We start from the raw sequence: 16281 nt of genomic DNA on the forward strand, positions 1-16281 counted from the left end.
GACGGAGTAGCCGATGGCATCGATGCCCGACTGGGGGACGCTCCCCCGCATGCTGCGCGACCAGGCCGCACGCCATCCGGACGCCGTCGCGGTCGTCGAGGGCGGCGCGCGCGTCACGCTGTCGGAGCTCAGGACGGGAGCCGCCGAGGTCGCCCGCGGGCTGATCGCCCTCGGCGTGGAGCCCGGCGACCGGGTGGCGATCTGGGGCCCGAACTCGGCGTCCTGGGTGCGGCACGCGTTCGGCGTCTGGGACGCGGGGGCCGTCCTCGTGCCGTTGTCGTCGCGGTACAAGGGCATCGAGGCGGCCGAGCTGATCGGCCGGACCGGGGTGAAGGTCGTCATCGTCGGCGATCCGCCGCTCGCCGGCCTGCTGCCGCCCATGGACGCCCGGGTGGCCGTGCGCGCGGCCGGCGACCTGGAGGCGGGCGGGGTGAGCGCACGGGCGGCCGAGGAACGGGCGCTGGCGGTCGGGCCCGGCGACCTGTGCGAGATCATGTCCACGTCCGGCACCACGGGCACGCCCAAGGGCGTGATGCTCGACCACGCCCAGGTCCTGCGCGGCTACTGGGACTGGGCGGAGATCGTCACGCTGGACGAGCACGACCGCTATCCGGTGATCGCGCCGTTCAACCACGGGTTCGGGCTGAACGCCGGGCTCGTCGCGTGCGTGCTGCGGCGGGCCACGATGTTGCCGATCCCGGTGTTCTCGCCGGACGCCCTGATGTCGCTGATCTCCTCCGAGAAGGTGACGATCCTGGCCGGGCCGCCCACCCTGTTCGCCCGGATCCTGGACGAGCTGGACCGCGCCGACTGGGACGTCTCCTCGCTGCGGGTGGCCATCTGCGGGGCCGCCTCCGTGCCCGCCACGCTGATCACCCGGCTGGCCGAGCGGGTCGGCCTGGAACGGATGATCAACGCGTACGGGCTGATGGAGGGCACGGTCGTGTCCATGACCCGGGCCGGCGACCCCATCGACGTGATCGCGAACACCACCGGCAGGGCCGTCCCGGGCATCGAGGTCAAGATCGTGGACGACGACGGCAAGGAGGTCGCGCCCGGCCGGCGCGGCGAGATCCTGCAACGCGGCTACGGCGTCATGCGCGGCTACTGGGACGAGCCCGCCAGGACGGCCGAGGTGATCGACGCCGACGGCTGGCTGCACACCGGCGACGTCGGCGTGCTGGACGAGGCGGGCAACCTCGCCATCGTGGACAGGAAGAAGGAGCTCTACATCGTCAACGGGTTCAACGTCTCCCCCGCCGAGGTCGAGTCGCTCCTGCTGCGCGAGGGCTCGCTGGCCCAGGCCGCCGTGGTCGGCGTGCCCGACCCGGTCTCCGGCGAGGCCGGCGTGGCGTACGTGGTGCCCCGGCCGGACGCCCGCGTCACCGCCGACGCGCTGCTGGCCTGGGCGAAGGCCAACATGTCCAACTACAAGGTGCCCAAGCGCGTCGAGGTGGTGGACGCGCTGCCCGTCAACGTCAACGGCAAGGTCGACAAGCTCGCCCTGCGCTCGCGGGCCGTCCCCGGATAGCGGCGTTTCAGGGGCTGCCATGAGGGGCCCCGTGAGCGAGAATCCGGTTGGACGGGTATTCACGGGAGACGGGTTCACCTGCGGGCGACCGGGGATACATCGAGCACACGGGCCGGTTGCACCTCTAGGGACGCGTCCTCCGCGTCGCACCTTCACCGGCATGAGGAGGCAGCGTGGCGTTGCACGTGGCGGTCATCGGGTCGGGGCCGGCCGGGATCTACACGGCCGAGGCGCTGGTCAAGCAGTCGGCCGAGCCTGTGCTGGTCGACGTCCTGGAACGGCTGCCCACGCCGTACGGGCTGGTCAGGTACGGCGTGGCGCCCGACCACACCTCGATCAAGTCGATCGCGAACTACCTGCGCAGGGTCCTCGAACTGCCCCAGGTGCGCTTCCTCGGCGGCGTCACGCTGGGCGACCACGTCTCGGTCGCGGACCTGCTTCGCGTCTACGACGCGGTCGTCTACTGCACGGGCGCGATGGTCGACCGGCGGCTCGGCATCCCCGGCGAGGAGCTGCCGGGCAGCGTGGCGGCCACCGACTTCGTCAACTGGTACTGCGGCCACCCCGACGTCGATCCCGGCCGCTTCACGCTGGACAGCTCCGAGGTCGCGGTGATCGGGGTCGGCAACGTGGCCGTCGACGTCGTCCGCGTGCTGGCCAAGACCGCCGACGAGCTGCGGCACACCGACGTGCCCCACGACGTCCTCGACCGGCTGAGCCAGAGCCAGGTCAAGGCGATCCACATGGTCGGCAGGCGGGGGCCCGAGCACGCCAAGTTCACCCTGAAGGAGCTGCGCGAGCTCGGCGAGCTGGCCAACGCCGACGTCTGCGTGCGCCCCGACGAGGCGGCCGTCCTCGGCGCCGACTTCCCGCGCCAGGTCCAGGGCAACATCAAGGTCCTGCAGTCGTGGGCCGGCCGCGAGCCCGTGGGCCGGCCGCGCCGCCTCGACGTGCGCTTCTGGCTGCGGCCGGTGGAGATCCTGGGCGCCGACCGGGTCGAGGGGCTCCGGCTCGAACGCACCCGCCTGTCGGAGGAGGGCCGCGTCGTCGGCACCGGCGAGTACGAGACGCTGCCCGTCGGCATGGTGCTGCGCTCGGTCGGCTACCAGAGCGTCCCGCTGCCCGGCGTGCCGTTCTCCGAGCGGACCATGACCGTGCCCAACGAGGCGGGCCGGGTGCGTCCGCGCGAGTACGTGGCGGGCTGGCTCAAACGCGGGCCGACGGGCGTCATCGGCACCAACAAGTCCGACGCCGCCGAGACGGTCCGCACGCTGCTGGCCGACCTGGAGGGCGAGTCCCTGGAGGGCGGCGCGCCGGTGTCGCGGCCGACGGTCGAGTCGCTGCTGGCCGAGCGGGGCGTGCGGCCGGTGACCTACGACGACTGGCTGGCCATCGAACGGGCCGAGGGCGAGCTGGCCAGGTCGCTCGGCCGGGGCGAACGCGTCAAGCTGGTCGGCGTCGACACCATGCTCCGCGCCTGCGCCCACCCGGAATGAGCCCGTACGTGCACGACGAGCCCGTGCCCGGCTTCGCCGAGGTCTACGCGGCGCAGCAGGCCCGCTACCCCATGGCCGAGCCGGGCTGGCAGCCGGTCCACACCGTCTACGTGCCGGCCGACCGGTTCTCCGCCTCGACCGTCGCCGAGTGGGGAGGGCGGGCGCTGTCGCTGGCCGAGGCGCATCTGGAGGCGTTCGCGCCCGGCGTGCGCGACCGGGTGCTCGGCAAGCTGGCCCGCGAGCCGGTCGAGGACCTGCGGATCGACTTCGAGGACGGCTACGGCGTGCGCCCGCACGAGGAGGAGGACGGGCACGCCGAACAGGCCGCGGGGGCTGTGGCCCGCCTGCACGCCGCCGGGACCCTGCCGCGGCGGTGGGGGCTGCGGGTGAAGTCGTTCGCCGACGGCGACCCGGCGAGGTCGGTGCGCACGCTCGGCGGCTTCCTGGCCGGGGTGCTGGAGCGGGCGGGCGAGCTGCCGGCGGGGTTCACGGTGACGTTCCCGAAGGTGCTGATGGAGGCGTACCTCGGGCAGTTCGCGGGCGTGCTGGAGCGGCTGGAGGCGCGGCTCGGCCTGTCCGGGCTGCGCTTCGAGATGCAGGTGGAGGCTCCCCAGACGCTGCCCTTCCTGCGGGCCGAGCTGCCCGGGACGCTCGGCGGGCGGCTGGCCGCGGCGCACTTCGGCGTGTTCGACTACACCGCCGCCATCGGCCTGCCGCCGCACGAGCAGCGGCTCGACCATCCGGCCTGCGACCACGCCAGGCACGTGATGCAGACGGCGTTCGCGGGCACGGGCGTCGAGCTGTCCGACGGCTCGCTGGCCGCCGGGCCCGCCTCCGACCGGGCGGACGACGTCCACGCCCTGTGGGGCAGGCACGCCCGGCTGGTCGGCCATTCCCTCGCCCACGGCTTCCACCAGGGCTGGGACATGCATCCGGCGCAGCTCGTCAGCAGGTTCGCCACCGTCTACGCCTTCCACCTCGCCCACTACGACTCCTACCGGGAGCGCGTACGGGCCTGGGAGGAGCGGCGGGCGGCCGGGGGCGGCGTCATGGACGAGCCGGCCACCGTCAGGACGCTGGCCGCCGCCCTCCGCCGCGCCGACGCGGCCCTGTACCCCTGAGGCGCGCGTCCAGAGGATCCGTGGGGCCCTGAGGGGCTCAGTCGCGCTCGACCAGGGAGCGCCACTGCCGGACCAGCCGCCACTCGACAGGGTCCGTCCAGCTCGCCCGTACGGCCGAGCCCACGTGGAAGGCGCGGATGCCGTAGTCCAGCAGGTCGGGCACGTGAGCGGGCTTGAGCCCGCCGCCGGCCAGGATGATCGACCCGTCGCCGGCCTCGGCCCTGGACCTGAGCGTGGACAGCCCCGCGCCGACGCCCTGGGGGGAGCCGGAGGTGAGCACGGTGGCCAGGTTGGGCAGCAGCCGCACGGCCCGCCAGGACGCCTGCACGTCGGCGGCGTGGTCGACCGCGCGGTGGAAGGTCCACGGGAGCGGCGAGACGGCGTGAATGAGCGCCTCGGTGGCCGCCAGGTCGACCACGCCCGCGTCGTCGAGGAAGCCGAACACGAACCCGGCCGCGCCGGCCTGCGCGAGCGCCTTGGCGTCGCGGCGCAGCCGGTCCAGGACATCGGGGTCGGCGGTGAAGTTGGCCTCGCAGCGCAGCATCACCATCTGGGGAAGGGGGCACTCCGCGGCGATCGCGGCGACCGTCTCCGGTGCAGGGGTGAGCCCGTCGGCCGCCATGTCGGCGACGACCTCCAGGCGGTCGGCGCCGCCCTGCTCGGCGGCCACGGCGTCGCGCACATTGAGCGCGATCACCTCAAGGAGGGATCCGGTCATGGCAAAGAGGTTATATGGCGCTCTGTCCACTTGCGCCGGAAACGCACGTGCCCATCGGGGCCGCTGCGGTACATGCCGACGAGGTGACCTGCCGCCTGACGTGAGGTGGCGCGCGACCACCGGCCGGGCCCGGCCCCCACCCGGACCGGGTCCGGCCAGAGGGGTTCGCTAGGCGCTGATCAGCTCCGCGACCGTCAGGTCACGGAAGGCCGTCGTGGACAGGTCGCGCGACGGCCGCTGGAACAGGGCCCCGGACGAGCGGTGCGGCAGGTCCACCGTACGGACGTGCCGGAAGCCGCGCATGCGGTAGTACTCCTGCAGCCGCGGGTTGGCCTTGGCGCAGTCGAGCCGGAGCCAGGGCAGCCCGGCGGAACGGGCCGCCGAGCAGGCCCAGTCGAGGAGCGCGTCGCCGAGCCCGCTGCCGGACCACGGCCTGGCCACGGCCAGCTTGTGGACGTAGAGCGCGGCCCCCGGGTCGTCGGCCGGGGTCCAGAACTCCGGGTCGGCGTTGCCGTCGAGGGCGATGGTCGCCACGGGCGGGGCCTGGACGTCGGGGTCGAGATAGCGCAGCTCGTCGTCGAGCAGGTACAGGACCCGCTCCTCGATGAGCGGCTCGATCCGCTCGGGGCCGAATCCCTGCCGCGGCCACTGCCGCACTCCCTGGGTGTGCAGCCACTCGGCGGTGTCCGCGAGCAGCCTGAGCACGCCGGGAAGGTCCGCGGGCTCCGCGCGCCGGAGTGCGAGCGGGTGAAGGAGGGTGTTTGTGTGCATAATACAGCCCTTCGATGCGTTGGGTGCCCATGCCGACACACAGCGTGATGACGCAATGTCGCGCAGGGGCGATATGGGTCCTCAACCCGATATATATGGATAAATGGCGATTTAGGGGAGTATGCACGACTCCCCTAGGCCAGCGAGGCGGCTTTCTCGCTGCGCCCGGCCGGCGGGATCACCCCTTCAACCGAGCCCGTCAGCGGCGACGATCGAGCTCGTATCTGATCAGATGTTTGTCGGCGGGCAGCACCGACACAGCGACACGCACTGGCATGTCGGCCCCGTCGTATCCGACTCGGACGTAGACCATGACTGGCGTGCCGAGTTCGAGTTGGAGGCGCTCGGCCTCCTCCTGGTTGGGCATACGGGCCCAGATGTCGTCGACGACGCGTATCTGCGCGTGCCCGAGTTCTTCCAGAACCCTGTTCGCCCCGCGCGCGATGTCTCCGGGCCTGGCGATCTCGGAGTCGGCGACCAGATCACGGGGGAAGTAGGAGTCGTTGGTGTTGTACGGCTGGCCGTCGACGAACCGCAGGCGGCGACGCACGACCGCCAGCTCTCCGTCGGCCAGTTCCAGCCTGCTGGCGATCTCCTCGACGGGAGAAACCGTCAGCACTTCAATGTACTGGCTCGGGGCCCGGCCTTCCTGCGCAACGGCGTAGGCGAAGGCCTCCTTCAGTTCTCCGGTGGGCTGCGGCTCCAGCTCGCGCTGCGGGTAGATGAGCAGCGGCCTGCGGTCGCGGACCACCGTGCCGCGCCTCGGCGTGCGCGTGACCAGCCCCTCGTTGACGAGCTCCCCGAGAGCCAGCCTGACGGTGTTCCTGCTCACCCCGTGGTCTTCCATGAGCTGTGCCTCGGTCGGCAGCTGCGCCCCGGGGCCGAGGACACCCGAGTAGATGGCTCGACGCAATTCCGCCGCCACCTGCTGATACAGCACCGACCTTGCCACTTTCACCCCTTTTGTTCCAACAATTTAGACGATCTGGTTCTAGCAGGCCACAACCCCTTGACCGAAGCCCCTCGACCGGCCCATCATCCATTCGTTGGTACAAATCCATCTAAAGGCCGGTGAGGGGGTGGAGGCCAAGTGTTGCCGGTTCACTCGGACACGCCGTTCCTGCCCTGGCAGGACCCCCGCGAAGCAACTCGTTTACTGCGTTACGCGTTGCGGCGCGACGGGTTCTCCCACAAGCACCAGAGCAAGGAAAAGGCGATGTCCGTGCTCTCGGTGTCGACCGAACTGACCGTGTGGTGCATAGACGGATCCTTTGTCTGGAACGAGGAGGGTGGCGCCCCCGTCACGCACCCCATCGATGACCCTGTCGGTGCGGCTCGACGCAGCACCGTTCGTCACCGGCGGCACGTGCCTTCGCACACCCCCACCGACTCCGTGCGCGAACTCGCGGCCTAGGACTCCATCCCTCGCCGGAGTCCTGGCGTCGCCGCGCACGGGGCAGGAAGCGCGTCCTGGCGGGTCCCCCACGCCCGCCAGGACGCGCCTTCCTCCGAGAGGGACCCTCTTGCGCCGCCGTACCGCCCCCGTGCCCGGAGGGCTGCGCGCCATCCGAGCCAGGCCCGGGCCGGCGGCAGGAGTCAGCGGTCGTGACCTCGGTGTCACGTCTGTCGCCGAGTCGCTACCGCACACGTACGCCGCCACGTCCGGGTCGCCTCCATGGTTGACGCCTCAGCTTCATCATCAACCCTCACGGGCCAACCTGTAGGCACCTTCGCAATGGTGGGACTGGTGGGAATTTCCGGTACGAATCGAATGTCCGGTTCTGGACCGATCAGCGGGAGGATGTGCGCTCGGGCGAATGGGCATCCGCGTCCCCGTCCAGGGGCTCCCAGTCGAGCAGGGTCAGCCGGTCGTCGATGCGCGTGCGCACCCCTCGTACGCGCTGGCCGGGCAGCGGCTCGGGAGCGGCGCTGCGCCAGTTCCCGTGCACCAGGCAGCCGGGGACGGCGTCCAGCCGGACCATCACCACGACGTACGGCTCCTCCGAACCCGGCAGGAAGGCCCGGCGGTTGACGATCCAGCTCTCGACCACGCCCTCGGCCGGCACCGGGAGCCACCGCCACGCCTCGCCCCGGCAGGACGGGCAGAAGGCCCGCGCCGGGAAGCGCGCGGTGCCGCAGCCGTCGCAGCGCTGCACCGCGAACCCCTCCCGCGCCAGGCGCTCCCACCATTCGGCGGAGTCGCGGTCGGGCTCGGGACGGGGACCGTGGGTCATGGGTCACGACCTCCTGAGGATCAGCGCGGAGGTGGCGGGCAGGATGTAGCCGGGCTGGGCCGTCGAGAGCGCCACCTCGGCGCCGGGCACCTGGCGGTCGCCGGCCTCGCCCCGGAGCTGGGCGACCGCCTCGGCGACGTGGTTGAGGCCGTGCACGTACCCCTCCGACAGGAAACCGCCGTGGGTGTTCACGGGCAGCTCGCCGTCCGGCGCCGTGGCGCCCGACTCCACGTACGGGCCGCCCTCGCCCTTGGCGCAGAAGCCGTAGTCCTCCAGCTGCACGATCACCGAGTACGTGAAGCAGTCGTAGATCTCGGCCACGTCCACGTCGCCGGGGCCGAGGCCGGCCTGCGCGTACAGGCGCGGGGCCAGGGCGGCGGCCGCGGTCACCGTGGGATCGGCCGGGCCCGTGCCCGACAGGTGGGACGTGCCGCCGCCCCAGGCCGCCGCCGAGATCAGGACGGGGTGGCGGCGCAGGTCGCGGGCGCGTTCGGCGGTGGTGACGACGAGGGCGCAGGCGCCGTCGGTCTCCAGGCAGCAGTCCAGCAGGCGGAACGGCTCGGCGATCCACCTGCCGGCCAGGTAGTCCTCCAGCGTGATCGGGGTGCGCATGAGGGCCCGCGGGTTCTTGACCGCGTTGGCGCGCTGGGTGACGGCGACGCGGCCGAAGTGCTCGGGCCTGGTGCCGTACCGGAGCATGTGGGCGCGGGCGTACATGGCGTACTGCTGCGGCGGGGCGAAGTAGCCGTACGGGGCCTGGTACTGGACCTCGGGGCTGACCGGCACGCCGCGCCCGGTGCCGCCCATGCGGAACTCGGAACGGGCGTTGATCGCGCGGTAGCAGACGACGGTCTCGGCCATCCCCGTCGCCACGGCCAGGGCGGCCTGGCCGACGACGGCGTGCGAGACGCTGCCGCCGCCGAACTGGTCGAGGTGCCAGGCGAGGTCGGGCAGGCCGAGGGCGGGGGCCACCAGGGAGGGCGCGGCCGAGTCGCCGACGCGGTGGGTGGCCAGGCCGTCCACGGCGTCCGGGGGCAGGCCGGCGTCGTCGAGGGCAGCCAGGACGGCACGGCAGGCCAGGGTGAGGGTGCTGACGCCCGAGTTCTTGGTGAAGGGGGTGTAGCCGATCCCCGCTATGGCGGTCACATCCCGGAAATCAAGCAAGCGCTTGGGCACACAGAGCACGCTAGACCCACCTTTTTTCCCATGTCAACCGCGGGCGACCCGGCCACCGGACGGCGGGCGGCAGCCGGGACGGGGTCCGGGCGGGTTGACAGGGCCTCCGGAACGCGCCTAGTGTCCAAGCAAGCGCTTGGTATGTATGATGGGCGCAGTCGGTGACGAGGAGGCGGACCCCATGAGCACACACGCTGCCCGGCTCATCGCGCCGGACGGCTGTCGCGGCCTTCCGACGCCCTACCAGCGCAGCAGGACTCGTAACGGAGCCGCCATGCCGCCCGGCCCTACACAGCACAACGGGAACGGCCGCATCGACGGCCGCCGGTTCCGTCAGGTCCTCGGCAGGTTCGCGACCGGCGTGGTGGCGATCACCGCCCTCGACCCGGCGAACGACCAGCCGTGCGGCCTGGCGGCCAACTCCTTCACCTCCGTCTCGCTCGACCCGCCGCTGGTGGCCTTCTGCGTGGCCCACACCAGCACGAGCTGGCCCCGGGTGCGCGGCGCGAAGGTCGTCACCGTGAACGTGCTGGCCGAGCATCAGCAGCCGGTCTGCGCGCAGATGGCGGCCAAGGGCGGCGACAAGTTCGCCGGCCTGGCCTGGACCGGCTCCCCCGGCGGCAACCCGGTGCTCGAAGGCGCGCTGGCCTGGCTCGACTGCGTGATCGAGGCCGAGCACCCGGCCGGCGACCACATGATCGTGGTGGCCCGGGTGCTGCAGCTCGACACGCACGCCGACGGCGGCCCCCTGGTCTTCTTCCAGGGCGGCTACGGGGGATTTGTTGAGCCTTCGTGAGCAGGCCCGCGCCTGGCTGGAGGAGAGCCTGTCCGGCGAGTTCGCGCACGTCCGCGGTCTCGGCGGCCCCGGCAGGGAGCACGAGGGGCACGACCTGCGCCTGGCCTGGGAACGCCGGCTCGGCCAGGCGGGCTGGACCTGCCTGAGCTGGCCCGAGCGGTACGGCGGCCGGGCCGCCTCCCTCGACGACCAGGTCGCCTTCTACGAGGAGTACGCCAGGGCCGACGCCCCCGCCCGGGTCGGCCTGATCGGCGAGGGGCTGATCGGCCCGACCATCCTGGAGTTCGGCACCGACGAGCAGAAGGACCGGTTCCTCCCGCCGATCCAGCGCGGCGAGGAGCTGTGGTGCCAGGGCTACTCCGAGCCCGAGGCCGGGTCCGACCTGGCGAACGTCCGGACCAGGGCGCGGCTCGAAGGCGACGAGTGGGTGATCACCGGGCAGAAGGTGTGGACGTCGCTGGCCCACGTCGCCGACTGGTGCTTCGTCCTGTGCCGTACCGAGGAGGGCTCGCAGCGGCATCGCGGGCTGTCGTACCTGCTGGTGCCGATGGGCGGGCCGGGCGTCACCGTACGCCCGATCAGGCAGCTCACCGGCACCTCCGAGTTCAACGAGGTGTTCTTCGACGGCGCGCGCACGGCGGCGGGGAACCTGCTCGGGGCGCCGGGCGAGGGCTGGCGGGTGGCCATGGCCACGCTGGGCCACGAGCGCGGCGCGTCCACGCTGGGGCAGCAGATCGGGTTCCGGCGGGAGCTGGCCGAGGTGATCGCGACCGCCCGGCGGACCGGGGCGGCGAAGGACCCGGTGCTGCGCGACCGGCTCGTCCGGTCGTGGCTGGAGCTGGAGATCATGCGGCTGAACGCCCTGCGGATGCTGGGCCCGGACCCGGGCCCGGAGGCGTCGATCGCCAAGCTCTACTGGTCGGAGTGGCATCGCCGGCTGGGCGAGCTGGCGCAGGAGGTGCAGGGCAAGGCCGGGCTCGTGGCGGCGGACGGCCTGAACGACCTGCAGCGCTTGTATTTGTTCAGCCGGGCGGACACGATCTATGCCGGGTCGAGTGAGATCCAGCGGAACATCATCGCCGAGCGCACTCTTGGACTCCCCCGCTGATTGGAGCACGGATGGCACCGCCCTATCCGAAGTCGCACGGTCTGCTCGACGGCAAGGTCACGCTGGTGACCGCCGCCGCGGGCGCGGGCATCGGCTACGCCACCGCCAGGCGCTGCGCGGAGGAGGGGGCGACGATCGTCCTGTCCGACCGGCACGAGCGCCGCCTGGCCGCCGCCGCAGAGGCGCTGACCGAGCTGACCGGCGTCAAGCCGCTGGCGGTCCCGTGCGACGTGACGTCGGAGCCGCAGGTGCTGGCGCTGTTCGACGCGGTGGTGGAGGCGCACGGCCGGCTCGACGTGGTGATCAACAACGCCGGCCTCGGCGGTACGGCCCCGCTGGCCGAGATGACCGACGAGCAGTGGCACGCGGTGCTCGACGTCACCCTCAACGGCACCATGCGCTGCACCAGGGCGGCGGTCCGGCACATGATCGGCCAGGGCTCCGGCGTGATCGTGAACAACGCCTCGGTGGCCGGCTGGCGGGCGCAGCGCGGGCAGGCGCACTACGCGGCGGCCAAGGCCGGGGTGATGGCGCTGACGAGGTGCGTCGCGCTGGAGGTCGCCGAGCACGGCGTCCGGGTGAACGCGGTGGCGCCGTCACTGGCCGTGCACCCCTTCCTGGCGAAGGTGACGAGCGAGGAGCTGCTGGCGGAGCTGGCCGCCAAGGAGGCGTTCGGGCGGTCGGCCGAGCCGTGGGAGGTGGCCAACGTGATCGTCTTCCTGGCCAGCGACTACTCCTCGTACATGACGGGCGAGACCGTCTCGGTGTCCTCGCAACATCCCTGACCTGGCCCTGTCAGGGAGAATTCGGGGTAGGCGGCGGGCATCGGGCGGGCTACCGTCCGTTGCATGGGCACACGCTCCTCCTTCCTGCTCGACGTCCTGATCAGCGAGTTCGGCGAGTCGATCAAACGGGACCCGGCCGCCTTCCGGCGCAAGTTCCGCAAGATGGCGGCCTCCCCCTTCGCCTTCTACCGGGGCAGCGCCGGCCTGTTCTACGCCGACCTGACCGGCGACTTCGCCGACGGCTCCTACCTCGACGAGCCCACGGGCCGGGTGTGGATCCACGGCGACCTGCACGCCGAGAACTTCGGCACGTACATGAACGCCTCCGGGGTGCTGGTCTTCAACGTCAACGACTTCGACGAGGCCTACGTCGGCCCCTACGTCTGGGACCTCAAGCGCTTCGCCGCCAGCGTGGCGCTGATCGGCTACGCCAAGGCGCTGTCGGACGAGACGATCAGCGCGCTGGTGACCGAGTTCGCGCGGGCGTACCTGGCCGAGCTGCACGGCATCGCCACCGGCGGCGACGACGCCATCGGCTCGCTCACCCTGGAGACCACCGGCGGCGTGCTGCACCGGGTGCTGCAGACGGCGCGGCTCAGCACGCGGGTGGCGATGCTCGACGTGGAGACCGTGATCGAGGACTACGACCGGCGCTTCGCCCTCATGGACGGCCGGGAGGAGGTCGACGCCGCCACCCGGGAGCGGGTGCTGGCGGCGTTCGAGGGCTACCTGGGGACGCTGCCCACGCCGTCCAGCCCGGTCGAGCACGTCGTCAAGGACGTGGCGCTGCGCAAGGGCGTGGGCATCGGGTCGGCGGGGCTGCCGTCGTACAACCTGCTGCTGGAGGGGCGTTCGCAGGCGCTGGAGAACGACGTCATCCTCTACATGAAGCAGGCCCAGGCGCCGGCCGTGGCCCGGTACGTCGACAACGAGAAGGCGGCCTCCTACTTCCTGCACCAGGGCCACCGCACGGCCGAGTCGCAGCGGGCGCTGCAGGCCTACGCCGACCCCTGGCTCGGGTACGCCTCGCTCGACGGGGTGGGCCAGCTCGTGGCCGAGGTGTCGCCGTACTCGGCCGACCTCGACTGGGACGACGTCAACGAGCCCGACGAGCTGCGTTCCATCATGCGCGACCTGGGACGGGCGGTGGCGCGCATGCACTCGGTGGCCGACGACGAGTCCAGCCACGACCTGGTGGACTTCTCGACGGAGGAGGCGATCGTCGCGGTCATCAATGGCGATCAATCCGGATTCATCGGCATGTTGGTGGATTTCGCCCACCGATATGGGGCACAGGCTCGTGAAGACCATCAACGGTTCGTCGACCTGTTCAGGAACGGTCGCCTGCCCGGCCTGTGAGCCCTCGCGGCGGCCGCGGAGGAGCATCGTGCGTCATCTCATGGGGCTGCTGCTGGGGACCGAGGAGGACTGGCCGGCGGCGTTCGAGACCGTGTTACGCCGGTTGGGGCCGATCAAGGGGGTGGGCGAGTTCGACGTCGAGCGCATCACGATCGAGCCGTTCGACCTGCGTGCCAAGCCACGTCACGAGCTGGTGATCGACCGGCTGGCGTACTGGTACTACCACCCCCGCGAGTGGCTGAAGAAGATCGCCATGATGGACGACGTCTATCTGCTGAACAGCCCGTTCACGTTCCAGTCGATGGAGAAGCACGCGGCCTACTGCGCGATGATGCGGCTCGGGCTCAAGGTGCCGGAGACGGTGCTGGTGCCGTACAAGAACCCGCTGGACAACTCCCGCTACGCCTACACCGCCGAGCGCTACAACCGGGCCTTCGACCTCGACGCGGTCGCCGAGCGCATCGGCTATCCGCTGTTCATGAAGCCGTACGACGGCGGCGCCTGGCGGGGCGTCTCCCGCGTCCGCGACCGCGACGAGCTGCACCGCGCCTACGACCAGAGCGGCGAGATGCTCATGCACCTCCAGCAGTCCGTCGAGGGGTACGACGCCTTCGCCAGGTCGTTGTCGATCGGCGCGGAGACCATGGTCATGCGCTTCCGCCCCGACGAGCCGATGCACGCCCGGTACGCCGTGGACCACGAGTTCCTCTCGCCGTCCGTGGGCGAGGAGGTCGTCACCGTCGGGCGGCTGGTGAACGCGTTCTTCCGCTGGGAGTTCAACTCCTGCGAGACGCTGGTCAAGGGCGCCGACGTGCACCCGATCGACTACGCCAACGCCTGCCCCGACGTGGCCCTGACCAGCCTGCACTACTACTTCCCCTGGGCGATCAAGGCGCTGGTGAAGTGGAGCGTGTTCTGCGTGGCCACCCGCCGCCGGCCGCGCATCGACCTGGAGACGCACGACTACTTCGAGGTCACCGGCGACTACGGGGAACGGCTGGACCAGTACCGGAAGCTGGCCGACCGGTATTTCGAGGTGGACCGGTACGAGGAGTTCTGCCGTACGCATCTGGGACACATCGACGAGATCGTGCTGGATTGGGTGGCCGGGCCGGAGTTCGACCGGTTACTGGTCGACACGGTGGCGGCCACGTACCCGGCGGCCGAGCGCGAGCGGTTCACCGAGCACTTCCGCGGGCTGCTGCGACTCTGGGTGAAGGACGAGGGCAGCTAGTAACCGACCAGTCGGTATGGCATGCTTCCGGAACATGAGTCTGTTCTCGGTGGAAGGCAAGACGGTCGTCGTCACCGGCGGTTCGCGCGGCATCGGCCGCATGATCGCCGCCGGGTTCGTGGCGGCCGGCGCGACCGTCGTCATATCGGCACGCAAGGCGGCGGAGGTCGACAAGACCGCCGCCGAGCTGGGCTGCACGGCCGTCCAGGCCGACCTGTCCACGCCCGAGGGGGTGGACACGCTGGTCACGGCGGTGGGCGGCCCGCTGCACGTGCTGGTCAACAACGCCGGCGCCACCTGGGGCGCGCCTCTGGAGGAGTATCCGGAGCACGCCTTCGACAAGCTCTGGGACATCAACGTCAAGGGCGTCTTCTACCTGACCCAGAAGTTCCTGCCGAACCTGCGCCAGGCGGCCGGCCCGGACGACCCGGCCCGGGTGATCAACGTGGGCTCGATCGACGGCATCCGGGTGCCCGCCCTGGAGAGCTACGCCTACTCCTCCACCAAGGCGGCCGTGCACATGCTGACCCGCCACCTGGCCAGGCAGCTGGCCAAGGAGCACATCACGGTCAACGCCATCGCCCCCGGCCCGTTCGACTCCAAGATGATGGCCTTCGCCCTGGACGACCCCTCCACCCGCGCCGCCATCGCCTCGACCGTGCCCCTGGGACGGATCGGCCGGCCCGACGACATGGCGGGCGCGGCCGTCTTCCTGTCCTCGCGGGCGGGGTCGTACCTGACGGGCACGGTCATCCCGGTGGACGGCGGGATCTCCTGCTGATCAGACCAGCTCTCCCAGAGCCCTGGCGAAGTTCGCCGGGGCGTCCGGCGCGTACCGCAGGAACAGGTACGGCTCGGTCAGCTCCAGCTCGATGACCACCGGCGTGCCGTCGGACAGCCGGACCAGGTCGATCCTGGCGTAGAGAAGGGCGTGGGGAATGGCTGCTAGCACCTTCTCGGCCAGGTCGACCTGGTCCGGGGCCGGGGTGCGGAGCTCGGCCCGCGCGTTGTAGTCGAGGGTGGTCCCCGCCGCCAGCATCGGATGGCGGCGGACGGCGTGGCTGAGGCGGCCGTTGAAGTACAGCAGGGAGGTCTCGCCCTCCGACTCCACCATGTCGAGGTAGGGCTGGACCATCGGCTGCCGCCCCGCGGCCTGGAGCGCGGCGGCCAGCTCCGCCGCCTTGTCACGGTCGGTGGTCCTGGTCGTGTCGCGGGCTCCGGCGGAGATCGCGGGCTTGACGACGTACTCGGGCCAGTCGGGCAGGTCGTGGGCGGACCAATGGGTCGGCACGGTCGGCACGCCCAGGTCTCTCAGGTACGTCTTGTCGGTGTTGCCCTCCAGGACGACGGCCGGGTTGAGCAGCTTGGTGACGGACTCGACGCGGCGGGCCCAGGCCAGGAACTCCGCGCGCCGGTCGATGTAGTCCCAGGCCGATCGCACCACGACGGCGTCGTAGGCGCTCCAGTCGGCCGCGGGGTCGTCCCAGCGTTCGGCGCGGCCCTCGATGCCGTTGGCGTGCCAGTGGGAGAGCGCGAGGTCACGCTCGTCGTCCTGGCCGGTTGGGTCATCAAAGGTGACATATGCACAGTTCGTCATCCAGGGATGGTAGTGGGGGCGGGCCGGGCCGCCTCGACCCGGCCCGCACGGGGACGCCCTCTCCGCGCCGGAGGGCGCCCCCGGGCCTGGCTAGGAGTCGACGCTGGTGCCGGCGTGGCCGGCGTCGTCGGCGGTCGTGGCGTTGCCGTTGACGTTGTTGACGCTGGTGGCGTCGGTGCCGCTCACGTTGACGTTCACGACGTTGCCGAAGTTGTTGCCCGACTGGGAGGTGTCGTGATTGGAGCTGGAGTTGCCCGCGGTGACGTCGGCGTGGGCCGGGGCGGACAGGAGCGTCAGGGCGGCGGCCGCGGCGACGGCGCCGGTGGTCACGCAGAGCTTCTTCATCATGTCGATG

At 71.4% G+C, this 16281-nt stretch carries 17 protein-coding genes; 10 read left to right on the forward strand and 7 right to left on the reverse strand.

What is annotated here, in order from left to right:
* Positions 1-13 precede the first annotated feature (13 nt).
* The 3 genes from AB0C33_RS41635 (at position 14) to AB0C33_RS41645 (ending at position 4148) form a co-directional block, all read left to right on the forward strand.
* On the forward strand, positions 14-1531 hold the full coding sequence (locus tag AB0C33_RS41635) for an AMP-binding protein (protein WP_358298454.1): 1518 nt from the start codon (positions 14-16) through the stop codon (positions 1529-1531).
* A 173-nt stretch (positions 1532-1704) separates the two neighbouring features.
* Positions 1705-3027 carry an FAD-dependent oxidoreductase gene (locus AB0C33_RS41640; RefSeq protein WP_358298456.1) on the forward strand — a complete coding sequence of 441 codons (1323 nt, stop codon included), beginning with the start codon at positions 1705-1707 and terminating at the stop codon, positions 3025-3027.
* A gap of 8 nt (positions 3028-3035) precedes the next feature.
* Entirely contained in the window at positions 3036-4148 is a 1113-nt protein-coding gene (locus AB0C33_RS41645; protein WP_358298458.1) for an aldolase, read from the forward strand.
* 37 nt (positions 4149-4185) lie between these two features.
* Here the strand turns inward: AB0C33_RS41645 and AB0C33_RS41650 are convergent, their stop codons facing one another.
* From AB0C33_RS41650 to AB0C33_RS41660, 3 genes are all read right to left on the reverse strand, one after another.
* Positions 4186-4866: a copper homeostasis protein CutC gene (locus AB0C33_RS41650; RefSeq protein ID WP_358298459.1), complete on the reverse strand. Its 681-nt coding sequence runs from the start codon at positions 4864-4866 to the stop codon at positions 4186-4188.
* A 168-nt stretch (positions 4867-5034) separates the two neighbouring features.
* Positions 5035-5571, reverse strand: coding sequence for a GNAT family N-acetyltransferase (locus AB0C33_RS41655; RefSeq protein ID WP_358298461.1), 537 nt, complete (start codon positions 5569-5571; stop codon positions 5035-5037).
* Positions 5572-5836: 265 nt separating this feature from the next.
* A complete protein-coding gene (locus AB0C33_RS41660) occupies positions 5837-6577 on the reverse strand; it encodes a GntR family transcriptional regulator (protein ID WP_352363150.1) in 741 nt (246 codons plus the stop codon).
* A gap of 150 nt (positions 6578-6727) precedes the next feature.
* Here AB0C33_RS41660 and AB0C33_RS41665 point away from each other — a divergent pair, with 150 nt between their 5' ends.
* Entirely contained in the window at positions 6728-7051 is a 324-nt protein-coding gene (locus tag AB0C33_RS41665; RefSeq protein WP_358298463.1) for a hypothetical protein, read from the forward strand.
* Positions 7052-7427: 376 nt separating this feature from the next.
* On the opposite strand, the gene AB0C33_RS41670 is transcribed toward AB0C33_RS41665, so the two are convergent.
* Together AB0C33_RS41670 and AB0C33_RS41675 are read right to left on the reverse strand one after the other, a co-directional pair.
* Entirely contained in the window at positions 7428-7871 is a 444-nt protein-coding gene (locus AB0C33_RS41670) for an OB-fold domain-containing protein (RefSeq protein WP_358298465.1), read from the reverse strand.
* 3 nt (positions 7872-7874) lie between these two features.
* Positions 7875-9035, reverse strand: coding sequence for an acetyl-CoA acetyltransferase (locus AB0C33_RS41675; protein WP_358298636.1), 1161 nt, complete (start codon positions 9033-9035; stop codon positions 7875-7877).
* Between the two features lie 286 nt (positions 9036-9321).
* On the opposite strand from AB0C33_RS41675, the gene AB0C33_RS41680 reads away from it, so the two are divergent.
* The 6 genes from AB0C33_RS41680 (at position 9322) to AB0C33_RS41705 (ending at position 15110) form a co-directional block, all read left to right on the forward strand.
* On the forward strand, positions 9322-9843 hold the full coding sequence (locus AB0C33_RS41680; protein WP_358298689.1) for a flavin reductase family protein: 522 nt from the start codon (positions 9322-9324) through the stop codon (positions 9841-9843).
* The gene (locus AB0C33_RS41685; protein WP_358298467.1) at positions 9830-10951 is read left to right on the forward strand and encodes an acyl-CoA dehydrogenase family protein; all 1122 of its coding nucleotides are present in this window, start codon (positions 9830-9832) and stop codon (positions 10949-10951) included. The genes AB0C33_RS41680 and AB0C33_RS41685 overlap by 14 nt, the downstream gene beginning before the upstream one ends.
* A gap of 11 nt (positions 10952-10962) precedes the next feature.
* A complete protein-coding gene (locus AB0C33_RS41690; RefSeq protein ID WP_352363141.1) occupies positions 10963-11736 on the forward strand; it encodes an SDR family oxidoreductase in 774 nt (257 codons plus the stop codon).
* Positions 11737-11799: 63 nt separating this feature from the next.
* Positions 11800-13095 carry a DUF2252 domain-containing protein gene (locus tag AB0C33_RS41695; protein ID WP_358298469.1) on the forward strand — a complete coding sequence of 432 codons (1296 nt, stop codon included), beginning with the start codon at positions 11800-11802 and terminating at the stop codon, positions 13093-13095.
* 28 nt (positions 13096-13123) lie between these two features.
* A complete protein-coding gene (locus tag AB0C33_RS41700; RefSeq protein ID WP_358298471.1) occupies positions 13124-14329 on the forward strand; it encodes a hypothetical protein in 1206 nt (401 codons plus the stop codon).
* A 34-nt stretch (positions 14330-14363) separates the two neighbouring features.
* Positions 14364-15110 (forward strand): SDR family oxidoreductase, encoded by a 747-nt coding sequence (locus tag AB0C33_RS41705; RefSeq protein ID WP_358298473.1) that lies wholly within the window; start codon positions 14364-14366, stop codon positions 15108-15110.
* Here the strand turns inward: AB0C33_RS41705 and AB0C33_RS41710 are convergent, their stop codons facing one another.
* Positions 15111-15926 carry a hypothetical protein gene (locus AB0C33_RS41710; RefSeq protein WP_358298475.1) on the reverse strand — a complete coding sequence of 272 codons (816 nt, stop codon included), beginning with the start codon at positions 15924-15926 and terminating at the stop codon, positions 15111-15113.
* A 90-nt stretch (positions 15927-16016) separates the two neighbouring features.
* Complete coding sequence (locus AB0C33_RS41715; protein WP_358298476.1) at positions 16017-16274, reverse strand: hypothetical protein; 258 nt, start codon at positions 16272-16274, stop codon at positions 16017-16019.
* Positions 16275-16281 lie beyond the last annotated feature (7 nt).

Origin of the sequence: Nonomuraea sp. NPDC048881 (assembly GCF_040649795.1) — a bacterium.
Taxonomy (GTDB): Bacteria; Actinomycetota; Actinomycetes; order Streptosporangiales; family Streptosporangiaceae; genus Nonomuraea.

Excerpts from the sequence above, each read along its gene's own strand:
- AB0C33_RS41690 (WP_352363141.1), top strand. The coding sequence starts at position 10,963 with ATGGCACCGCCCTATCCGAAGTCGCACGGTCTGCTCGACGGCAAGGTC.
- AB0C33_RS41670 (WP_358298465.1), bottom strand. The coding sequence starts at position 7,871 with ATGACCCACGGTCCCCGTCCCGAGCCCGACCGCGACTCCGCCGAATGG.
- AB0C33_RS41650 (WP_358298459.1), bottom strand. The coding sequence starts at position 4,866 with ATGACCGGATCCCTCCTTGAGGTGATCGCGCTCAATGTGCGCGACGCC.
- AB0C33_RS41695 (WP_358298469.1), top strand. The coding sequence starts at position 11,800 with ATGGGCACACGCTCCTCCTTCCTGCTCGACGTCCTGATCAGCGAGTTC.
- AB0C33_RS41635 (WP_358298454.1), top strand. The coding sequence starts at position 14 with ATGGCATCGATGCCCGACTGGGGGACGCTCCCCCGCATGCTGCGCGAC.
- AB0C33_RS41705 (WP_358298473.1), top strand. The coding sequence starts at position 14,364 with ATGAGTCTGTTCTCGGTGGAAGGCAAGACGGTCGTCGTCACCGGCGGT.
- AB0C33_RS41715 (WP_358298476.1), bottom strand. The coding sequence starts at position 16,274 with ATGATGAAGAAGCTCTGCGTGACCACCGGCGCCGTCGCCGCGGCCGCC.
- AB0C33_RS41680 (WP_358298689.1), top strand. The coding sequence starts at position 9,322 with ATGCCGCCCGGCCCTACACAGCACAACGGGAACGGCCGCATCGACGGC.
- AB0C33_RS41710 (WP_358298475.1), bottom strand. The coding sequence starts at position 15,926 with ATGACGAACTGTGCATATGTCACCTTTGATGACCCAACCGGCCAGGAC.